Origin of the sequence: Bradyrhizobium sp. Bra78 (assembly GCF_024519855.1) — a bacterium.
In the GTDB taxonomy this organism is placed as follows: Bacteria; Pseudomonadota; Alphaproteobacteria; order Rhizobiales; family Xanthobacteraceae; genus Bradyrhizobium; species Bradyrhizobium japonicum_G.
On the sequence record NZ_JALJRE010000006.1, the window covers coordinates 97,300 to 114,282 of the forward strand.

Genomic DNA, 16,983 nt, shown 5'->3' on the forward strand with positions numbered 1-16,983 from the left:
AGAGGACCTAACGAAAGAGGGACCGCCGGCGCCCCTGTGATCAGGCGGCGCCGGCCTGGCGGCCAATCAGGCCCGCCAGAAGGGCTTGTCGGCCTCATAGGCGATGTCGGTCCAGGACAGGCCGACATCGTGCAGGTCGCGCGCCGTCCAATTGCTGAGCTCGCGACGGGTCCGGTAGCGCTCATGCCAGACGTGAATCGTCTCGCCGATCTGCTGGAGCAGACCGGCCGCATGATGATTTGTCATCGAATTCTGGGTCAAAGTAGACATTTTCAGCTCCTTGAGCTAAGTTGACCGCTAATATCTGCTTCTCAGTGCGCTGCGACAAACGACAATTTGTACCCTTTCGCATGAAATAACGTCATGCATCCTGCTGCCAGATGACTGCCAGATTGCCCTCCCTGAACGGATTGCGGGCCTTTGAGGCCGCGGCGCGCCATCTCAGCTTCACGCTGGCCGCGTCGGAGCTGAACGTGACCCAGACCGCAATCAGCCATCAGATCCGCAGGCTCGAGGAGGAGCTCGGCATCCGCCTGTTCGTCCGGCAGAACCGCGCGCTGCAGCTGACGCCGGAGGCGCGCGACTATTTGCCGGGCGTCCGTGCCGCCTTCAACGACCTTCGCCTCGCCACCGACCGCCTGCTGCGGAAGGAGGACGACAAGGTGCTGACCGTCTCGACGCTGGCCTCGCTCGCCGCAAAATGGCTGCTGCCGCGGCTGACCGATTTTCAGGAGCAGCATCCCGGCATCGACGTCCGGATCACCACCTCCACCAGTCTCGTCGACTTCCAGCGCGACAATGTCGATGCCGCGATCCGCTACGGCCGCGGCCAGTGGCCGGGCCTGCGCGCCGACTGGCTGATGGCGGACGAGCTGTTTCCGGTGTGCAGCCCATCCCTCCTGCGTGGCGACAAGCCGCTGCGCTGCCCCGAGGATCTCAAGAGCCACATGCTGCTGCACACCTCCAACGCCAACAGCGACGACTGGCGGCTATGGCTGACGGCGGCGGGCCAGCCGGTCGACATCGCCAGGCAGCCCGGCATCACCTTCGACATGATCTTCATGACGATCCAGGCCGCGATCGACGGTATCGGCGTGGCGATGGGGCGGACGTCCTACGTCCAGGACGACATTGCCAAGGGGCGACTGGTGGTCCCCTTCAAGATCGCGCTGCCCGCCGATGCCGGGTTCTACCTGGTCGCGCCGGAGGGCCGCCGCGCGGCGCCGAAGCTCGCCGCATTCCGTGACTGGATGATCGCTGCGACGCGGAATAAAGTCTGAAAAATCATCAGCTTCCGTGGCAAAATCGATTGACTCGCAGCGCCCCGCGCGAGAAGGGGTAGGACAGATTGTCGCAGCAACAATCCGTCGCCTGCCGTGAAGTCAGTTCCCGGTCCGGCCGCATCTTCAAGGGGAGTAATGTCATGGCTGGACCAGCAACCAATCCGCCCGAGATCAAGTCGCGCATCGGCGCGATCCTGCGCGCCACATCGGGCAATTTCCTCGAGCAGTTCGACTTCTTCCTGTTCGGCTTCTATGCCGCCGCCATCGGCAAGGCATTCTTCCCCTCGACCAACGAAACTGCGTCACTGCTCAACACCTTCGGCGTGTTCTGGCTCGGCGCGCTGATGCGCCCTGTCGGCGCGATCGTGCTCGGGGCCTATATCGACCGCATCGGCCGCCGCCAGGGCCTGATCGTCACGCTCGGCATCATGGCTATCGGCACCGTCGTGATCGCCTTCTGTCCGAGCTACGCCACCATCGGGATCGCGGCGCCGGTCATCGTGCTGATCGGACGCCTGCTGCAGGGCTTCTCCGCCGGCGTCGAGCTCGGCGGCGTGTCGGTGTATCTCGCGGAAATCTCCACGCCCGGCAATCGCGGCTTCTACACCTCGTTCCAGTCGTCGAGCCAGCAGGTCGCGATCTTCGTGGCCTCGATCCTCGGCTTCATCCTGTCCGAGGTGATGCCGGCCGACATGGTGGCCGCCTGGGGCTGGCGCATTCCCTTCTTCGTCGGCTGCATGATCATTCCGCTGATCTTCTTCCTGCGCCGGACGCTCGAGGAGACGCCGGCGTTCCTGGCCATGAAGAAGCATCCGACGGCGAGCGAAGTGTTCGCCTCCGCGCTCGCCAACTGGCGCATCGTCCTCCTCGGCATGATGATCGCGATCCTGACGACGACGACGTTCTACTTCGTCACCGTGTACACGCCGACCTTCGGCAAGACCGTGCTGAAACTGTCGACGCAGGACGCGCTGCTGGTGACGCTGCTCGTCGCGGTGACCAATTTCTTCTGGAATCCGGTCGGCGGCGCATTGTCCGACCGCATCGGCCGCAAGCCGGTGCTGATCACCATCGCCTGCCTGTCGCTGGTCACCGCCTATCCGGCACTGCACTGGCTGGTGGCGGCGCCGAGCTTCGGCAAGCTGCTCGCGGTCGAGATGATGTTCTCGTTCTATTTCGGCGTCTACAGCGGCACCATGCTCGGTGCGCTGGTCGAGATCGTGCCGGCGCATGTGCGCACCACCTGCTTCTCGCTGGCGTTTGCGCTCGCGGCTGCGCTATTCGGCACCTTCACGCCATTCGCCTCGACCTTGCTGATCGAGCACACCGGCGACAAGGCCTCGCCCGGCTTCTGGCTGATGTTCGCGGCATTGCTCGGCATCATCGCGGCCTCGGTCGTCTATCGCGGCGGCGGCAGGGCGGTCCCGACGTATGATGCGGTGGTCGAGCCGGTCGCGGGACATTGATGGTCGCTTCGATCATCGTCGACCTTCACCCTCCCGCTCCAGGGAGGGTGTGAAACGTGCGGCTGGCTACAACTCCACCACCACGTAATCGCTCTCGACCCGCACCGTAACAGTCTCGGCGACATACGGCCCCCTCACCACGCTCGCACCCGGCTCGACATGGGCCGGGTACGCCTTCGCGCGGAAGCGGCGGGGATCGCAATAGGACTGGCCGGTGCGGATGTCGAACTCCCAGCCGTGCCAGGGGCAGCGGATGATCTCGCCGAGCCTGGTGTATTCGATCTCACCAGGGTCGCTGGATTGCGCGAGCCCCATCAGCGGGCCCTCGCACAGCGCCGCGCCCTGATGCGGGCAGCGGTTCATCAGGCCGAAATATTCGCCCTTGATGTTGAAGACCGCGATCGGCCGCCCGTCGATCTCCAGAAATTTTCGCGTGCCCGGCGGAAGCTCGTCGACGGGAGCGATGACGTGTCTTGCCATCAGGAACTTGCCATCAGGAAATGCCGTAGAGCTTCTTCGCATTGCCGAGATAAAACGCTTCGCGATTGGCTTCACTGACGCCCGCCGGCAGCACCCGCGACGGCTCGTCATAGTCCCAATGCGGATAGTCGGTCGCGAACAGCAGGCGGTCCCAGCCGATCCAATTGATGACGTCGAACAGATCCTCGCGCCGTTCCGGATCCTCCATCGGCTGCGTCGTCCACCACACCTGCTCGCGGATATATTCGGATGGCGGCCGTTTGACGTGCGGCACCTCGCTGCGCAGCCGCCGCCAGACCTTGTCGAGTCGCCACGCCAGCGACGGCGCCCAGCCGAAGCCGGCCTCGATCATCACCATCTTCAGTTTCGGGAAGCGCTCGAACACGCCCTCTAACGCGAGGCTCGCCAGCGCGGATTGCTGGCACTGCGAATGGCCCACCATCTCCTCGATGTAATAGGAAGGCCAGCCCGACGGCGTGATCGGGTTGCCGCCGAAGCCGAAGGCGTGCACGCCGACGGGCAACCCCGCCTCTTCCGCGGCCTGATAGATCGGCCAGTAGCGGCGCTGGCCGAGCGGCTCGACGTTGCGGCTGAGCAGCAGCACCTGAACGAAATTCCTGTCACCGGCGCGCTCGCGGATTTCGGCGGCGGCGGACAAGCCGTCCTCATTGCCGACGACAATGGACGCCTTCAGCCGCTTATCCTTGCTGGTCCATTTGTCGATCTGCCAGTCGTTGACCGCGGAGCACAGCGCCGCCGAGAGCTCGTGGTTGCGGATTCCCTGCCCGGTGTTGAGCGGATTGAGCACGCCCAGCTGTACGTTGTTGGGATCGAGCAGCTGCTTCTGCATGAAGGAGAGCGATGAGCCCTGCGGCCCGCCCTCCGGCGGATAGGCGTCGCGGCGCGAGGCGTTGGGCTGGGCCTTCGGGTAGGGCGGCCCTTCCATCATGCCCTGATAGGCATGGACGCCGTAGACTTCGAGATGATGCTGCCAGCGTTTGGCGAGATAGGGATAGAGCTCGGTGCGGGTCGCGCGGGCCGGATGGATGTCGCAGTCCGCGATCGCGGTTTTGACGGTCAGTGGGGAAGCAGCTTCGGTGCTCTCGCGGAACTGGATATTCATCGCCTTGCCTCCTTTGGCAGCGGGCTAAGTCAGGCGGGGGTAGGTGGCATGCGGATTATCGATCATGATCTTGCGCACGAGATCGGGGGTGAGGCCCTCGGGCAGCGCGTCCTGGCCGTCGAACTGCCAGTGCGGATAGTCGGTGGAGAATAGGACCAATTCGTCCGACTGCATATGATCAAACAGGCGAATTAATGTCGCTTGATCCGGCGGCGCATCAAATGGCTGTAACGAGAAGCGGATGTTGCTGCGCACAATCTCGAGCGGCGCGCGATCGACCCAGGGCGTCTCCATCCGCACCCCGCGCCAGAATTTGTGCAGGCGCCAGAGATAGGGGGAGATCCAGGAGACGCCGGATTCCAGCATCACCATTTTCAGCCGCGGATATTTGGCGAAAACGCCCTCGACGATCAGGCTGGTGAGCTGGGTCTGGAACGCCTGGGCCTGACCGACATAGTCCTCGATGTGGTAGGAACCCCATCCGACCGAGGTCGGCGGATTGTGATAGGCGGAACCGGCATGAATGCCGATTGGGAGCCCCAGCCGTTCCGCGGCCTCGTAGATCGGCCACAGCGCACGCTTGCCCAGCGGCGTGTCGCCCATCACCAGCATCAGCACCTGCACGAAGCGCCTGTCCGGCGCGCAGCGCTCGATCTCGGCAACGGCCTTGTCGATGCTCTGCGTGGGAATCACGATCGAGCCGCGCAGCCGCGGGTCGCGATCGAGCCACTCCTTGGCGAGCCAGTCGTTCAGCGCGCGGCAGAAGGCGGCTTGCAGGTCTTCCGAAAACACCATCTGCACGCCGTAGAGCGGATTGCAGATGGCATGCGTGAACTGGAAGGGATCGAGCACATGGCGCTGCATGTCTTCCAGGCTTTCGCCCGGCTTGCCGCTTTCAGGGCGCCAGTCGGGCCGCGTCGTGATCGGCGAGTTCTGCGGATAGGATTGCGAGACGAGGTCGACCATGCCGCGCGTCGTCACCTGATCGCGCCAATAGTCGTTCAGATAGGGCAGCAGGCTGGTCAGATGCGGCACGGCCGGATGCAGATCGCAATCCACCCCGCCGGCGATCAGGGACGCCATGACGTCTCCTTCACGTTTCCTCGTCACGTCTTGTCGTGGGCGGCGCTCGGTCGCTCCGTCTTGTGGCGGCATTCAAGCAGGCCTGCCCGCCGCCCGCAACTCGGCCAACGGCGCTGTCATATGCTAGGAAGGCTGAGCTCGGTTGCGAGGGAATGAGAGGTCAAAGGCATGAAAGAGCTCGTCGGCATCGCGGAACAGGTCGCAGGCAGACTGATCGCGCGCAAACAGACCATTGCCGTGGCGGAATCCTCGACCGGCGGCCTGATCTCGGCCAGCCTGCTCGCGGTGCCCGGCGCCTCCGCCTATTTCCTCGGCGGCGCGGTGGTTTACACCCGCGATGCCAGACGCGTGCTGATGGATATTTCGGACGACGGCATGAAGGGCTTTCGGTCCTCATCGGAGCCCTACGCACAGCTGCTGGCCGAGCAGATGCGCAGCCGCTTCAACTGCGACTGGGGCCTGTCCGAGACCGGCGCGGCCGGTCCCACCGGCAACCGCTACGGCGATGCCGCAGGCCATAGCTGCATGGCGGTCGCCGGGCCCGCAGCGGAAGTGACGACGCTGGAGACGGGCAGCAACGACCGTTTCGCCAACATGCAGATATTTGCGGCGACAGCGCTGAAATTGCTGCTGAAGACCTTGGAGCGGTGACGTCGCGGCGCCCGCGAAGCATCAAGCCCGGATCCAGCAGATATATTGCGCCGTCATTGCCAAGGAACTAGTCATCAAACATCTTCGGCGGCACGAACCCGCCGAACTCGCGTTCGATCAGCCCGGCGAGTTTCAGCGGCGTTCGGTCCTCGAGGAACGGCCCGATGATCTGAACGCCGACCGGCAGGCCGTCCTTCGACAGGCCGAGCGGAACGGCCGTTGCCGGCAGGCCCGGAAGCGTCGCAATGCCGGGCCATGCGAGCTGGTCGGAATAGGGGTAGTCCTTGCCATCGATGTTGATGGTTCGCAAGCGCTGCTCCGGCGAATGATCATGCGGATAGGCTGGCGTCGGCATGATCGGGCAGATCACCGCGTCGAAGCTGCTGAACAGCGCGCGCCATTGTGCGCGTAGGCCGGCGCGACCGCCGGCGTCGAGCACCCAGGCACGGTGACTTGCAGTGATGCCGCGCAGCCGCTCCGCGCCAAGGCTCTGGTCCTCCGGCGACAATTGGCTCGCTCGGGATTGCGAATCCGCCAGCACGTCGGGAAGGAAGAACGCGCCGAGGAACCCGAGCAGCATGCGCATATAAAGCCGCGACGTGTCCGCAAAATCCGGCAGCAGCGCGCTCTCGCGCGCGACCGTCACGCCGGCCTTCGTGAGATCGGTTGCGAGCCTGTCGATCGCGCCGCGCACATCCCGGTGAGTCGGCAGCAATGGATGGCTTTCGATCACCAGGACGCGAAAATCCCGCAGCGACTGATGCCGTGCAACAGGCAGATCGAGTTTGTAGGCGACGCCGGCTTCGAGCGGATCGGGTCCAGCCATAACGTCGAGCAGCAAGGGCAGATCCGCTGCCGTGCGCGCCATTGGCCCGATGACGGCGAGATCGTTGTCGCGCGGAAGGGCTGGAAACGGAGGCGGCGTCTCGCCGCGTGCCGGGCAGAGATTGATGGTCGGCTTGTGAGCGAAGATGCCGCAATGAAAGGCCGGCACACGCAGGGAGCCGCCGATGTCGGAGCCGGTGGCGAGCGCACAATAGCCTGCCGCAAGGGCTGCCGAAGATCCCCCGGATGATCCTCCCGGCGTGCGGTCGAGATCATAGGGGTTGTTCGTGGTGCCGTAGATGTCGTTGTAGCTCTGCCAGTCGCCGAGGCCTACTGGGACGTTGGTCTTGCCGAGGATCACGCCGCCGGCCTGCTTGATGCGTGCCACCGGTAGCGCGTCTTCCACCGGCTTGAAATTCTTCTGCGGAACGAACCCCCAGGTCGTGGGCAGGCCGGCGACGTTGAAGGATTCCTTCACCGTGACGGGCAGGCCGAGCAGCGGCTTCCGTTCGCCGCGCGCCAATGCGGCGTCCGCTTCGCGCGCAGCACCGAGCGCTCGGTCGAAATCCCTGACGCAAATCGCGTTGACCTTGCCGTCGTGTCGTTCGATGCGTTCGATCGCATCCTGCGTGAGCTCTACCGCGGAGACCTTCTTCGCGGTCAGTGCCGCCGAAAGCTCGACCGCGCTCTTGAAACTCCATTCCGATTTGGCCACGGCATTCTCCCGCGCTTTGCTGGACAGATGATGCGCAGTTTTACCTGATGTCGCAACCGCCGTTTGACAGCCGTTGACCTGTGACGAAAGCTACCTGGGCAGCATCCGCTGCATGACACGATCGCGATAGATGAAGATGTGTGCGAGCCCGGCTGCAACGTGAATACCGATGGTTACGACGAGCGCCAGTTCCATGGCCTGGTGCAGGCCGTCGATTGTCCGCCCGGCGGCAGCGTTGTCGGACGCGAGCATCGGCAGCGGCACAAGATAGAAGAGGGAAACAGACCATCCGCGGAAGGACGCAAACAGCCAGCCCGAAATCGTCGTGGCGAACACCAGCGCATAAAGCAGCCAGTGGATCGCCTCTGAGCTCACGCGTTGCCAGGCCGGGAGCGAGCTCTCCGGTGCAACGGGATGGGTAAGACGCCAGAAGAAGCGCAGGGCGGTCAGAGCCAGAACCGTCATTCCGACCGAGACGTGAAACGTCATCCCGGCACCGGGCGTCATGCCGCGGTGCAGGTCCGGCATCAGCCAGCCGATCGGGTATTGCACGACAAGCAGTCCGACAATAAGCCAGTGGAAGATCTTGGCCGGTGTCCCATAGTGAAGTTGGCCCGTCATGAAGTCGCCCGATCCTGCGACAAGTGTCGCTCGAGGGTTGGAAGCTGCATGCAAAGGCATGCGCGAAATGCGTAGCCGTTGATCATCTTCACCACGAGACGATCGGATGCGGGCGTGACGCGCGCGGCCGGCGTGACATCCGCCTCGCCATGGCGGCCGGAGCCGACGCCCATGATCGGATTGACGATGAACTCGTATTGCGCTCCGTCATCGCCGTCTACGCCGCCCCGATCAATATCCCCACCGCCAGCACGATGGCGCCGCCGAGCACGATCTGGAACACAGCCTGGAGGAACGGCGTGTCCATGTAGCGCGCGCGGATGAAGGCGATCGCCCACAATTCGAAGAACACGACGATGCCGGCGATCGCGGTCGCGATCCAGAACGCATTGGCCCACGTGTCCGGCACCAGATAGGGCATGGTGTGGCCGAGCCCGCCGAGCGTCGTCATCGCCCCGCAGGTGAGACCGCGCAGCCATGGCGAGCCGCGACCGGTGAGCGAGCCGTCGTCGGACAGCGCCTCCGCAAATCCCATGCTGATGCCGGCGCCGATGGAGGCGGCGAGGCCGACCAGAAAGGTCTGCCAATTCTGGTGGGTGGCAAACGCGGCCGCGAACAGCGGCGCCAGAGTCGAGACCGATCCGTCCATCAGTCCGGCGAGGCCCGGCTGCACGTATTGCAGCACGAACATGCGGCGGTTGGTGCGATCTTCCTCCGCGCGCACATCAGGGCTGAGGATCTGGTCCGACAGCTTTGCGGCCATCTCTTCGTGGCCTTTCTCCGCTTCGGCGAGATCGCCGAGCAAACGGCGAACGCCGACGTCCTGAGCCTGTTCGGCGGCCTTGACGTAAAAGCGCTCGGCCTGCATTTCCATGGTCTCGACCTCCCTGCGGATGGTGTCGAGCGACAGGTTCTTTGTGAGCCAGACCGGGCGGCGTCGCAGGAAGCCCTTGACGTCCTCGCGGCGGATGGGAGGCAGGTGCGGACCGAAACGCTGCTCATAGGTTTCCAGCAGCATGTGACGATGCCCGCGCTCTTCCTCGGCCATCTGCTCAAAGATCTTGGCGGAATCCGGATAACGCTCGCGGAGATCCTCGGCGAAGGTCATGTAGATGCGGCTGTCCTCCTCCTCGGAGGAGATCGCGACCGCGAGCACCTCGCGCTCGGTCAGATCGGAAAAGTTCTTCACGGCGGCCCTGCTTCCCAAGTTTAGAATAATTCTAAACTATATAGAATGCCGGGGTTCCCCGGTCAAATCACGCCGGGCCGCTCTTCGTCAGGAAGTCGAGCAGCAGACGGCTCACCTCGGCAGGCTGCTCCTGCTGCACCCAATGGCCGGCACCGTCGACGAGGTGGCAGCCGAGCATGTTCGTGCACCCGCGGCCCAGCATCGCTTCGAACACCCCGGGGCGCTGGTAGGTGCCCCAATCCTGCTTGCCCGAGATGAAGCAGGAGGGCACGTCGATGCTGCGACCGGAGAACAGCTGCATCTCGTTATTGAGCATGCCCGACGTGCCGTAGCGGTACCATTGCAGGCCACCCTGGAATCCGGTGCGGCGATATTCGGCGCTGTAATACGCAAGCTCGCTGTCCGGCAGCCATCGATTGGCGGCGATCGCGGCGGCCGAGGGCATCTCCTTCGCAACCGTCTCGGCCATGGTCTCGCCGGCGTCCATCACGTAGTAGGTCGGCAGTTTTGCGAGCTCGCTCGCCGACCATGATGTCAGCGGGTAAGGCTTGTTGTCGGCCCAGTCCGCGCTCTTGTGATGGTAGTAGGCGCGCAGGAAATCATGCACGCCTTGCGGCGCGTGCTGCATGTCGGCATTGGCCGGACGTGTCGAATAGTACCATTGATAGTGCTTGCGCGGACGCGGCAGCGCGGCGAGCTCGCGGTGAACGGGGTCTTCGACCGCAGGCTTCGCCGGCGCGTCGACCGTGCCAAACGGCAACGGCGGCGCGCCGCCGAACGGCGCGCTCATCATCGTCACCGAGCGAAACACGTCCGGACGTATCAGCGCGCACCAGGCCGCGACCGGGCTGCCGAAATCATGTCCGGCCAGATCGACCTGCTCGTAGCCGAAGGCCGACACCAGGGCGAGCGCATCGCGCACCAGGTTGAGGAGCGAGAAGGGCGCAAGATCGCCGTCGAAATCGGCGCTCCATCCCGTGGTGCGGCCGTAGCCGCGCTGGTCCGGCGCGATCACGTGATAGCCGGCTTCGGCGAGTGCCGGCATCACCTTGCGCCAGGAGAAGGCGAGCTCGGGAAAGCCGTGCAGCAGCAGGATGCAGGGCCGGCCTCTGGTCTCGAAGCCTGCCTCCAGCACATGCATGCGCAGGCCGTTGATGCCGTCGACATAACGCGAGCGGATGCCGGCGGGCAGGGGGATGTCGGGGAGATCGGCCATCGTATCCTCCACTCGGGTGGAATCGCAGGGTGGGCAAAGGCGCGCGTTTTGCGCGCCGTGCCCACCATCTTTCTACACCGCGTTTGGCATGGTGGGCACGCTTCGCTTTGCCTACCCTATGAGCGCGGACCCCACTAAACCGCCGCGCAAACGAACCCGCCGCCCTTGCGCCGGATCTTGCCCACCGACGGCGACGGGAAATGCGCGGTGCAGCACAGCGTATCGGTGTCGCAATAGCGTTCCAGGAAACTGCGGCGCGTGGTTGCCGCCTTCGCCGGATCGACGTCGAACTTGATCGACAGTTCCGGATAAAGCGTCTGCAACGGCGAATGCATGAGGTCGCCGGAGAACACGGCGTCGTCCTTGCCGCGGCCCATCGTAACAGCGACATGGCCGGGCGTGTGGCCCGGTGTCGGCAGGATGCGGACGTGATCGCCGATCTGGTGGTCGTTGCCGACCACCTCGTGACGCTTGGCCTCGACCACCGGCAGCACGCTGTCGACGAAGGGGGCGACCTCCGCCTTCGCGTTGTGCTCGGTCCAGTAGTCGAACTCCTGCTTGGCGAACACGTAGCGCGCTTTCGGGAAGGTCGGCACCCAGCGGCCGTTCTCCATCCGCGTATTCCAGCCGACGTGATCGACGTGGAGATGCGTGCACATCACGAAGTCGATGTCGTCAGGCGAGAATCCGGCAGCGTTGAGTCCGCGCAGATAGGTGTCGTCGGTCTTCATGTTCCATTTCGGGCGCTGCGGCCGCGGCTTGTCGTTGCCGATGCAGCTGTCGACCAGAATGGTGTGGTGCGGCGTCTTGATCACATAGGACTGGAAACACAGGATCAAGACATCCTGCTCGTCCATCGCCTTCGCCTCACGCATCCATGCGCGGTTCTCGGCCAGCACCTCCGGCGTAAGACCGGGGATGAGCTCCAGCGCCGGGAGGAACGTCGTCTCCTGCTCGATGATGCGATGGATGGTGAGATCGCCGACCGAGTATTTCAGGCTCATGAGAATTCCTGCGAGTTACAAGCATGATCCGGAAAAGTGTGCGGCGGTTTTCCGAAAAGATCATGCTCGAACGGAAAGCTGAAGCGCGATGCGGATCATCGCGTTTTAGCTGGCCGGCGGCACCGAGATCTTGACGGAAGGCCGCTCCAGCATCTTCTGGTGGAAGGCGTCGAGCTTCGGATAGGCCTTGCGCCAGCCGCAATCGGCGAAGCGGAAGTCGGCATAACCGAGCACGCAGACGAGGCCGATCTGCGAGATGTCGAACGGGCCGTTCAGCACGTCGGGCATGTTCTCGAAGCGCGCCATGCCGGTCCAGGCCCGGTTCCAGTGGTCGTCCGACCATGCCTGCCATTGCAGGCCCTGCGGCCGCACCATCTTCTCGTAGCGGCACAGCAGCATGGAATCGAGCATGCCGTTGATCAGGGAATGATTGGTCTTGGCCTTCCAGCGCCGTGGGCCATAGTCGGGGATCAGGCTGCCGCCGGCCATCTCGTTGAGATATTCGACGATGACGTAGGAGTCCAAGATGACGTCGCCGTCATTGGTGATCAGCACCGGCAGCTTCTTCAGCGGTGTGATGCGCGAATAGTCCTCGTTGGCCGTGCCCGGAGCGACGGTCGCGGGCGTGAATTCGATCTTGTCGATCAGCCCGAGCTCGATCGCGGCGATGCGCACCTTGCGGGCAAAGGGCGAGGCTGGGGAGAAGGAGAGCTTCATGGCGCGTATCCAACAATGAAAGTTTTGCTTCGTCATTGCGAGGAGCGAAGCGACGAAGCAATCCAGAGTGTCGCCGCGGAGGGATTCCGGATTGCTTCGCTTCGCTCGCAATGATGTTGTGGCGGGCCGTCGTGGTCGGAGGCTTACGCCCCAATAATCTCCTGGCGCTGCTCGCCGAGGCCCTCGATGCCGAGGGTGACGACGTCGCCGACATTGAGGAAAGTCGGCGGCTTCATGCCGAGCCCGACGCCGGGCGGAGTGCCGGTGGTGATGATGTCGCCCGGCAGCAGCGTCATGAACTGCGAGACATAGGAGATGCACTTGGCCATGGAGAAGATCATGGTCTTGGTCGAGCCGGTCTGGCGGCGCTGGCCGTTGACGTCGAGCCACATCGACAGGTCCTGCACGTCCTTGATCTCGTCCTTGGTCGCAAGCCACGGTCCGACCGGGCCGAAGGTATCGTGCGACTTGCCCTTGGTCCACTGCCCCAGGCGCTCGGTCTGGAAGGCGCGCTCGGAGACGTCGTTGCAGACGCAATAGCCGGCGACATGATTCAGCGCATCGGCTTCCGAGACATACTTGGCACGGGTGCCGATGATCGCGGCGATCTCGACTTCCCAGTCGAGCTTGGTCGAGCCGCGCGGCTTCTCGACCGCGTCGTTCGGACCGGACAGCGAGGTGTTCGCCTTCATGAAGATGATCGGCTCGGTCGGGATCGCCGCACCGGTCTCCTTGGCGTGGTCGCTGTAGTTGAGGCCGATCGCCACGAATTTCGAGATGCCGGTCACGGGCGCGCCGAAGCGCGGCTTGCCCGAGACGGCGGGCAGCGAAGCGGGATCGAGGCCCGCCAGCTTCTTCAGGGTATCAGGCGAATAGGCTTCGCCGGTGAGGTCCTTCACATGCGCCGACAGGTCGCGCAACTGGCCGGATTTGTCGATCAGGCCGGGCTTTTCCGCACCCTTCTCGCCATAACGAACAAGCTTCATTCTCGTTTCTCCCTTGGGATGGACTGATCGGTTAAATAGCTTCATGGAACAGGGCGGCGGGAAATTCAACCGCTCAAAGCGGGGCGCATTGCAGCCCCCGCAATTCAGGGATCGTAGGGCGGACAAAGGTGCGAAGCGCCGTGCCCTCCAATTCTCGTGGTTGCCCCGGGAATAGTGGGCACGCTCCGCTTTGCCCCCTACGATTGCAGCGCCACGAACCTGAACGCATCCCCGTCCCGCCGGATGTGCCCGGCCGAATAGTGCCCGCCGATCACCAGCGTCGGGCTGTCGGCAAAGCGCGAGAACAATTTGTGCCGGCTGGCCGCCGATTGAGCGGGGTCGGTATCGACGACCGAGCACCAGTCAAGATGCGCCATCTGGCAGGGGTGGTGGGCGACGTCGCCGGCGAGCAGCGCCTGCTCGCCGCCGGACTCGATCAGGACGCTCATGTGCCCGGGACTGTGGCCGGGGGTCGGGATCACGCGGATTTCCTCGCAGAGCCGGTGGTCGCTTGGGATCAACTCGGCCTGGCCGGCATCGACGACCGGCTTCACGGAATCGTTGAACACCGCGACCTTGTCCGGCTCGGCCGTGTAGCCGCGCCAATATTCGTATTCGGTCTTGCCGAACAGGTAGCGGGCGTTGGGGAAGGTCGGCACCCATCGACCGCCAGACAGCTTCGTGTTCCAGCCGACGTGATCGACATGAAGATGCGTGCACAGCACCGTGTCGATGCTGTCAGGGGGAAAGCCCGCCGCGGTCATGCTCTCCAGAAACGGGGTGCTGCGGTTGTTCCAGGTCGGCACGCCGCGGCCCTGCTTGTCGTTGCCAAGGCCGGTGTCGACCACGATGCGACGTGCCGGTGTCTCCACCACCAGTGAATGGATCGACATCTTCAGCCGGCCTTCATCCGTGGCAAAATGCGGCATCAGCCAGGGCAGCTTCCGGATTTCATCATTGGTCGCGGCCGGCAGGATGAAGCGGGTCGAGCCGACCGTCTCCATTTCGACGATCTTCGTGATCCTGACCTTGCCGACCGTCCACGACATGCCCTGCGCCCCCGGATTTTCTTGCTTTCGCGAAAGATGCGGCCTTCCGCGGTCGAACGCAATGGATCATCTGTCGCGATATCGCGTTATCCGAGGAACCCGAACCAGCCAAACGACACCCCAGGGGGAGCCCATGCCAGAGCTTGCCATTTCCGCCGACAAGGTTGCCTTCATCATCGAGAAGGCCCGTGAATTCGACGTCAAGGAAGCGGCGTCCGATCCGGATTCGGGGTCGAATCCGTCCGACGATGACGAGATCGACGTGCTGGAGGACAACGCGTCCGATCCGGTCGCTGGCGAGCTTGCAGGCTTCATCCGGGCGCTGAACGAGGACGAGCAGCTTGATCTCGTCACGTTGATGTGGCTCGGCCGCGGCGACGGTGACGTCGAGGAGTGGGACGATCTGCGTACCCGCGCCGTCGAGGCGCGCGCCGAGTACAAGGCGCCCCGGCGCGAAGCGGTGCGGTATCTGCTGGGCGAGCCGATGCTGGGCGATCTGCTCGCCGACGGCATGGACGAGCTCGGTATCGACTGGTCCGACGAGCGGACCACGCCGGTCTCGTAGGACCTACTTGGCGCAATCGACGATCACGGTGCCGAGCTTGTCGCCCTTCTCGACGGCGAGATGCGCCTGCGCGGTCTCCGACAGCGCGAACTGCGCCGCGACATTATGGATGCGCGGCCCTGCCGCCAGCCATTTCGAGATATCGGCCTGCGCAGCCGCAAGCAGCGCCGGCGGCAGTGCGAACAGCACGAGCGAACGAAGGGTAACGCATTTCTCCATCAGCTCGCGCATCGGCACTGTCGGCGTGCGGTTGCCATTGGTGGCGTAGACCGCGATCGTGGAATTGACGTCCATCAGCTTCAGCGTCGTCGCGATATTGCCTCCGAAATCGACATCGACGACACGGTCGACGCCGCGTCCGCCGGAAAAGGCCATTGCCTTGGCGGCGACGTCCTCGTCCTTGTAATTGACCACGAGATCGGCCCCCGCTTGCCGGGCCTGCTCCCCCTTCATCGCCGAGCTGACGGTTGCGATCACCTGCGCGCCGCCCCATTTGGCGAGCTGCACGGCATAGTGGCCGACCGCGCCGGCACCGCCGGTGACGAGCACGGTCTTGCCGACTATCGGTCCGTCCGCAAACAGGCTGCACCACGCGGTCATCGCGGGGATGCCGAGCGTTGCGCCTTCCGCGAACGAAAGATGATCCGGCAGCGGCGTCACCAGCTGCTCGGCAAGCGCAATATATTCCGCCGCCGTGCCGAAGGCGCGGCCGTTGCGCTGGCCGTTGAACAGCCAGACACGGTCGCCGATCTTGAAACGCGTCACGCCGTCGCCGACCTGATCGACAAACCCCGCGCCGTCGCTGTTCGGGATCACGCGGGGATATTCCATGGTCCGGTAGCTGCCGCCGCGCCGGCCGACATCGGCCGGGTTGACGCCGGAGGCTTCCAGGCGAATGCGAACTTCGCCTGGGCCCGCGACCGGCGTCGCCATCTCACCATAGGTGAGAACGTCCGCCGCCGGTCCTGCCTCTTCGTACCAGACCGCTCTCATCTGGATTGCTTTCTGAGTCTTGGGCAAGCAGGTGCGGCATCGGGAATCCACCTCTCCCCGCTGGGGAGAGGTGTAGCCCTGCCCTCACAGCGTGCCGGGGAAGGCGCCGCCGTCAAGCAGGAGGTTCTGGCCGGTGATGAAGCCGGCCCTCGCGCCGCAGAGAAAGGCGCAGGCATAGCCGAATTCGTCGGGATCGCCGAAGCGGCCGGCGGGATTGAGCTTGGCGCGCTCGGCCAGAACCTGGTCCGGCGTGATTCCGCGCTTCTCGGATTCCCCCTTCGCGGTACTGCGCAGGCGGTCGGTCTCGAACGGGCCCGGCAAGAGGCCGTTGATGGTGACGTTGTTGATCACGGTCTTGCGCGACAGGCCGGCGATGAAGCCGGTGAGGCCGGCGCGCGCGCCGTTGGAGAGGCCGAGGATGTCGATCGGCGCCTTCACCGCGGCCGAGGTGATGTTGACGATGCGGCCGAACTTGCGCGCCATCATGCCGTCCACGGTCGCCTTGATCAGCTCGATCGGCGTCAGCATGTTGGCATCGATCGCCTTGATCCAGTCGTCGCGGGTCCAGTTGCGGAAATCGCCGGGCGGCGGGCCGCCGGCATTGTTGATCAGGATGTCCGGCTCTGGGCAGGCCTTCAGCACGGCCTCGCGGCCGGCCGGCGTCGTGATGTCGCCGACGATCTCGGTGACGGTCACATCGGGATAGGCCTTGCGGATTTCGTCGGCCGTCTTCTTCAAGGCTTCGGCGCCGCGCGCGGTCAGCGTGACGTGAACGCCGGCTTCGGCCAGCGAGATGGCGCAGGCGCGTCCGAGGCCCTTGCTGGATGCGCAGACGATGGCGCGGCGACCTTTGATCCCAAGATCCACTGTTTCACTCCCGTAAATGGCAGGCAGGTTTTAAGACGGCGGCACTCTAGCCAACCTCGACGCCGCTGATAAGGGACGGGCTCGCACCAAAATGCATGCGCGTCGGCGCGGCGATGCAAATGTGCGGGCATGATCCGGAAAAGTGTCCGC

18 protein-coding genes are annotated in these 16,983 nt (G+C 64.3%); 4 read left to right on the forward strand and 14 right to left on the reverse strand.

Going from position 1 to position 16,983, the window contains the following annotated elements; translation table 11 throughout:
• Positions 1–66: 66 nt before the first annotated feature.
• Positions 67–270 carry a DUF1127 domain-containing protein gene (locus tag OC450_RS15545; protein ID WP_211381959.1) on the reverse strand — a complete coding sequence of 68 codons (204 nt, stop codon included), beginning with the start codon at positions 268–270 and terminating at the stop codon, positions 67–69.
• A 110-nt stretch (positions 271–380) separates the two neighbouring features.
• Here OC450_RS15545 and OC450_RS15550 point away from each other — a divergent pair, with 110 nt between their 5' ends.
• Together OC450_RS15550 and OC450_RS15555 are read left to right on the forward strand one after the other, a co-directional pair.
• A complete protein-coding gene (locus tag OC450_RS15550) occupies positions 381–1,280 on the forward strand; it encodes a transcriptional regulator GcvA (protein ID WP_211381960.1) in 900 nt (299 codons plus the stop codon).
• A 143-nt stretch (positions 1,281–1,423) separates the two neighbouring features.
• Positions 1,424–2,749 (forward strand): MFS transporter, encoded by a 1,326-nt coding sequence (locus tag OC450_RS15555; protein ID WP_211381961.1) that lies wholly within the window; start codon positions 1,424–1,426, stop codon positions 2,747–2,749.
• 66 nt (positions 2,750–2,815) lie between these two features.
• Here the strand turns inward: OC450_RS15555 and OC450_RS15560 are convergent, their stop codons facing one another.
• From OC450_RS15560 to OC450_RS15570, 3 genes are read right to left on the reverse strand one after another with little or no spacing between them, the layout of a single operon-like run.
• The gene (locus OC450_RS15560) at positions 2,816–3,229 is read right to left on the reverse strand and encodes a Rieske (2Fe-2S) protein (protein WP_256805587.1); all 414 of its coding nucleotides are present in this window, start codon (positions 3,227–3,229) and stop codon (positions 2,816–2,818) included.
• A gap of 13 nt (positions 3,230–3,242) precedes the next feature.
• Positions 3,243–4,352: an amidohydrolase family protein gene (locus OC450_RS15565; protein WP_262048237.1), complete on the reverse strand. Its 1,110-nt coding sequence runs from the start codon at positions 4,350–4,352 to the stop codon at positions 3,243–3,245.
• Between the two features lie 24 nt (positions 4,353–4,376).
• The gene (locus OC450_RS15570; protein ID WP_211381964.1) at positions 4,377–5,435 is read right to left on the reverse strand and encodes an amidohydrolase family protein; all 1,059 of its coding nucleotides are present in this window, start codon (positions 5,433–5,435) and stop codon (positions 4,377–4,379) included.
• A gap of 168 nt (positions 5,436–5,603) precedes the next feature.
• On the opposite strand from OC450_RS15570, the gene OC450_RS15575 reads away from it, so the two are divergent.
• Positions 5,604–6,086 carry a CinA family protein gene (locus OC450_RS15575; RefSeq protein ID WP_211381965.1) on the forward strand — a complete coding sequence of 161 codons (483 nt, stop codon included), beginning with the start codon at positions 5,604–5,606 and terminating at the stop codon, positions 6,084–6,086.
• Between the two features lie 67 nt (positions 6,087–6,153).
• Here OC450_RS15575 and OC450_RS15580 read toward each other — a convergent pair whose 3' ends face one another.
• From OC450_RS15580 to OC450_RS15615, 8 genes are all read right to left on the reverse strand, one after another.
• On the reverse strand, positions 6,154–7,626 hold the full coding sequence (locus OC450_RS15580; protein ID WP_262048238.1) for an amidase: 1,473 nt from the start codon (positions 7,624–7,626) through the stop codon (positions 6,154–6,156).
• A 90-nt stretch (positions 7,627–7,716) separates the two neighbouring features.
• Positions 7,717–8,247, reverse strand: coding sequence for a cytochrome b (locus OC450_RS15585; protein WP_211381967.1), 531 nt, complete (start codon positions 8,245–8,247; stop codon positions 7,717–7,719).
• Positions 8,248–8,464: 217 nt separating this feature from the next.
• Positions 8,465–9,436, reverse strand: coding sequence for an iron exporter MbfA (gene mbfA, locus OC450_RS15590; protein WP_211381968.1), 972 nt, complete (start codon positions 9,434–9,436; stop codon positions 8,465–8,467).
• A 67-nt stretch (positions 9,437–9,503) separates the two neighbouring features.
• Entirely contained in the window at positions 9,504–10,652 is a 1,149-nt protein-coding gene (locus OC450_RS15595; RefSeq protein WP_315986392.1) for an alpha/beta hydrolase, read from the reverse strand.
• A gap of 134 nt (positions 10,653–10,786) precedes the next feature.
• Positions 10,787–11,656, reverse strand: a complete 870-nt coding sequence (locus OC450_RS15600; protein WP_262048239.1) for an MBL fold metallo-hydrolase — start codon at positions 11,654–11,656, stop codon at positions 10,787–10,789.
• 105 nt (positions 11,657–11,761) lie between these two features.
• On the reverse strand, positions 11,762–12,373 hold the full coding sequence (locus OC450_RS15605; RefSeq protein ID WP_211381971.1) for a glutathione S-transferase family protein: 612 nt from the start codon (positions 12,371–12,373) through the stop codon (positions 11,762–11,764).
• Positions 12,374–12,516: 143 nt separating this feature from the next.
• Positions 12,517–13,359 (reverse strand): fumarylacetoacetate hydrolase family protein, encoded by an 843-nt coding sequence (locus tag OC450_RS15610; RefSeq protein WP_211381972.1) that lies wholly within the window; start codon positions 13,357–13,359, stop codon positions 12,517–12,519.
• Between the two features lie 197 nt (positions 13,360–13,556).
• Positions 13,557–14,408: an MBL fold metallo-hydrolase gene (locus OC450_RS15615; RefSeq protein ID WP_262048240.1), complete on the reverse strand. Its 852-nt coding sequence runs from the start codon at positions 14,406–14,408 to the stop codon at positions 13,557–13,559.
• Between the two features lie 133 nt (positions 14,409–14,541).
• On the opposite strand from OC450_RS15615, the gene OC450_RS15620 reads away from it, so the two are divergent.
• On the forward strand, positions 14,542–14,973 hold the full coding sequence (locus OC450_RS15620; protein ID WP_211381974.1) for a DUF3775 domain-containing protein: 432 nt from the start codon (positions 14,542–14,544) through the stop codon (positions 14,971–14,973).
• Positions 14,974–14,976: 3 nt separating this feature from the next.
• On the opposite strand, the gene OC450_RS15625 is transcribed toward OC450_RS15620, so the two are convergent.
• Together OC450_RS15625 and OC450_RS15630 are read right to left on the reverse strand one after the other, a co-directional pair.
• Positions 14,977–15,966: an NADPH:quinone reductase gene (locus OC450_RS15625; protein ID WP_262048241.1), complete on the reverse strand. Its 990-nt coding sequence runs from the start codon at positions 15,964–15,966 to the stop codon at positions 14,977–14,979.
• Between the two features lie 84 nt (positions 15,967–16,050).
• Positions 16,051–16,833 (reverse strand): SDR family oxidoreductase, encoded by a 783-nt coding sequence (locus OC450_RS15630; protein WP_211381976.1) that lies wholly within the window; start codon positions 16,831–16,833, stop codon positions 16,051–16,053.
• Positions 16,834–16,983 lie beyond the last annotated feature (150 nt).

Excerpts from the sequence above, each read along its gene's own strand:
- OC450_RS15545 (WP_211381959.1), bottom strand. The coding sequence starts at position 270 with ATGTCTACTTTGACCCAGAATTCGATGACAAATCATCATGCGGCCGGT.
- OC450_RS15550 (WP_211381960.1), top strand. The coding sequence starts at position 381 with ATGACTGCCAGATTGCCCTCCCTGAACGGATTGCGGGCCTTTGAGGCC.
- OC450_RS15555 (WP_211381961.1), top strand. The coding sequence starts at position 1,424 with ATGGCTGGACCAGCAACCAATCCGCCCGAGATCAAGTCGCGCATCGGC.
- OC450_RS15560 (WP_256805587.1), bottom strand. The coding sequence starts at position 3,229 with ATGGCAAGACACGTCATCGCTCCCGTCGACGAGCTTCCGCCGGGCACG.
- OC450_RS15565 (WP_262048237.1), bottom strand. The coding sequence starts at position 4,352 with ATGAATATCCAGTTCCGCGAGAGCACCGAAGCTGCTTCCCCACTGACC.
- OC450_RS15570 (WP_211381964.1), bottom strand. The coding sequence starts at position 5,435 with ATGGCGTCCCTGATCGCCGGCGGGGTGGATTGCGATCTGCATCCGGCC.
- OC450_RS15575 (WP_211381965.1), top strand. The coding sequence starts at position 5,604 with ATGAAAGAGCTCGTCGGCATCGCGGAACAGGTCGCAGGCAGACTGATC.
- OC450_RS15585 (WP_211381967.1), bottom strand. The coding sequence starts at position 8,247 with ATGACGGGCCAACTTCACTATGGGACACCGGCCAAGATCTTCCACTGG.
- OC450_RS15595 (WP_315986392.1), bottom strand. The coding sequence starts at position 10,652 with ATGGCCGATCTCCCCGACATCCCCCTGCCCGCCGGCATCCGCTCGCGT.
- OC450_RS15600 (WP_262048239.1), bottom strand. The coding sequence starts at position 11,656 with ATGAGCCTGAAATACTCGGTCGGCGATCTCACCATCCATCGCATCATC.
- OC450_RS15605 (WP_211381971.1), bottom strand. The coding sequence starts at position 12,373 with ATGAAGCTCTCCTTCTCCCCAGCCTCGCCCTTTGCCCGCAAGGTGCGC.
- OC450_RS15610 (WP_211381972.1), bottom strand. The coding sequence starts at position 13,359 with ATGAAGCTTGTTCGTTATGGCGAGAAGGGTGCGGAAAAGCCCGGCCTG.
- OC450_RS15615 (WP_262048240.1), bottom strand. The coding sequence starts at position 14,408 with ATGTCGTGGACGGTCGGCAAGGTCAGGATCACGAAGATCGTCGAAATG.
- OC450_RS15620 (WP_211381974.1), top strand. The coding sequence starts at position 14,542 with ATGCCAGAGCTTGCCATTTCCGCCGACAAGGTTGCCTTCATCATCGAG.
- OC450_RS15625 (WP_262048241.1), bottom strand. The coding sequence starts at position 15,966 with ATGAGAGCGGTCTGGTACGAAGAGGCAGGACCGGCGGCGGACGTTCTC.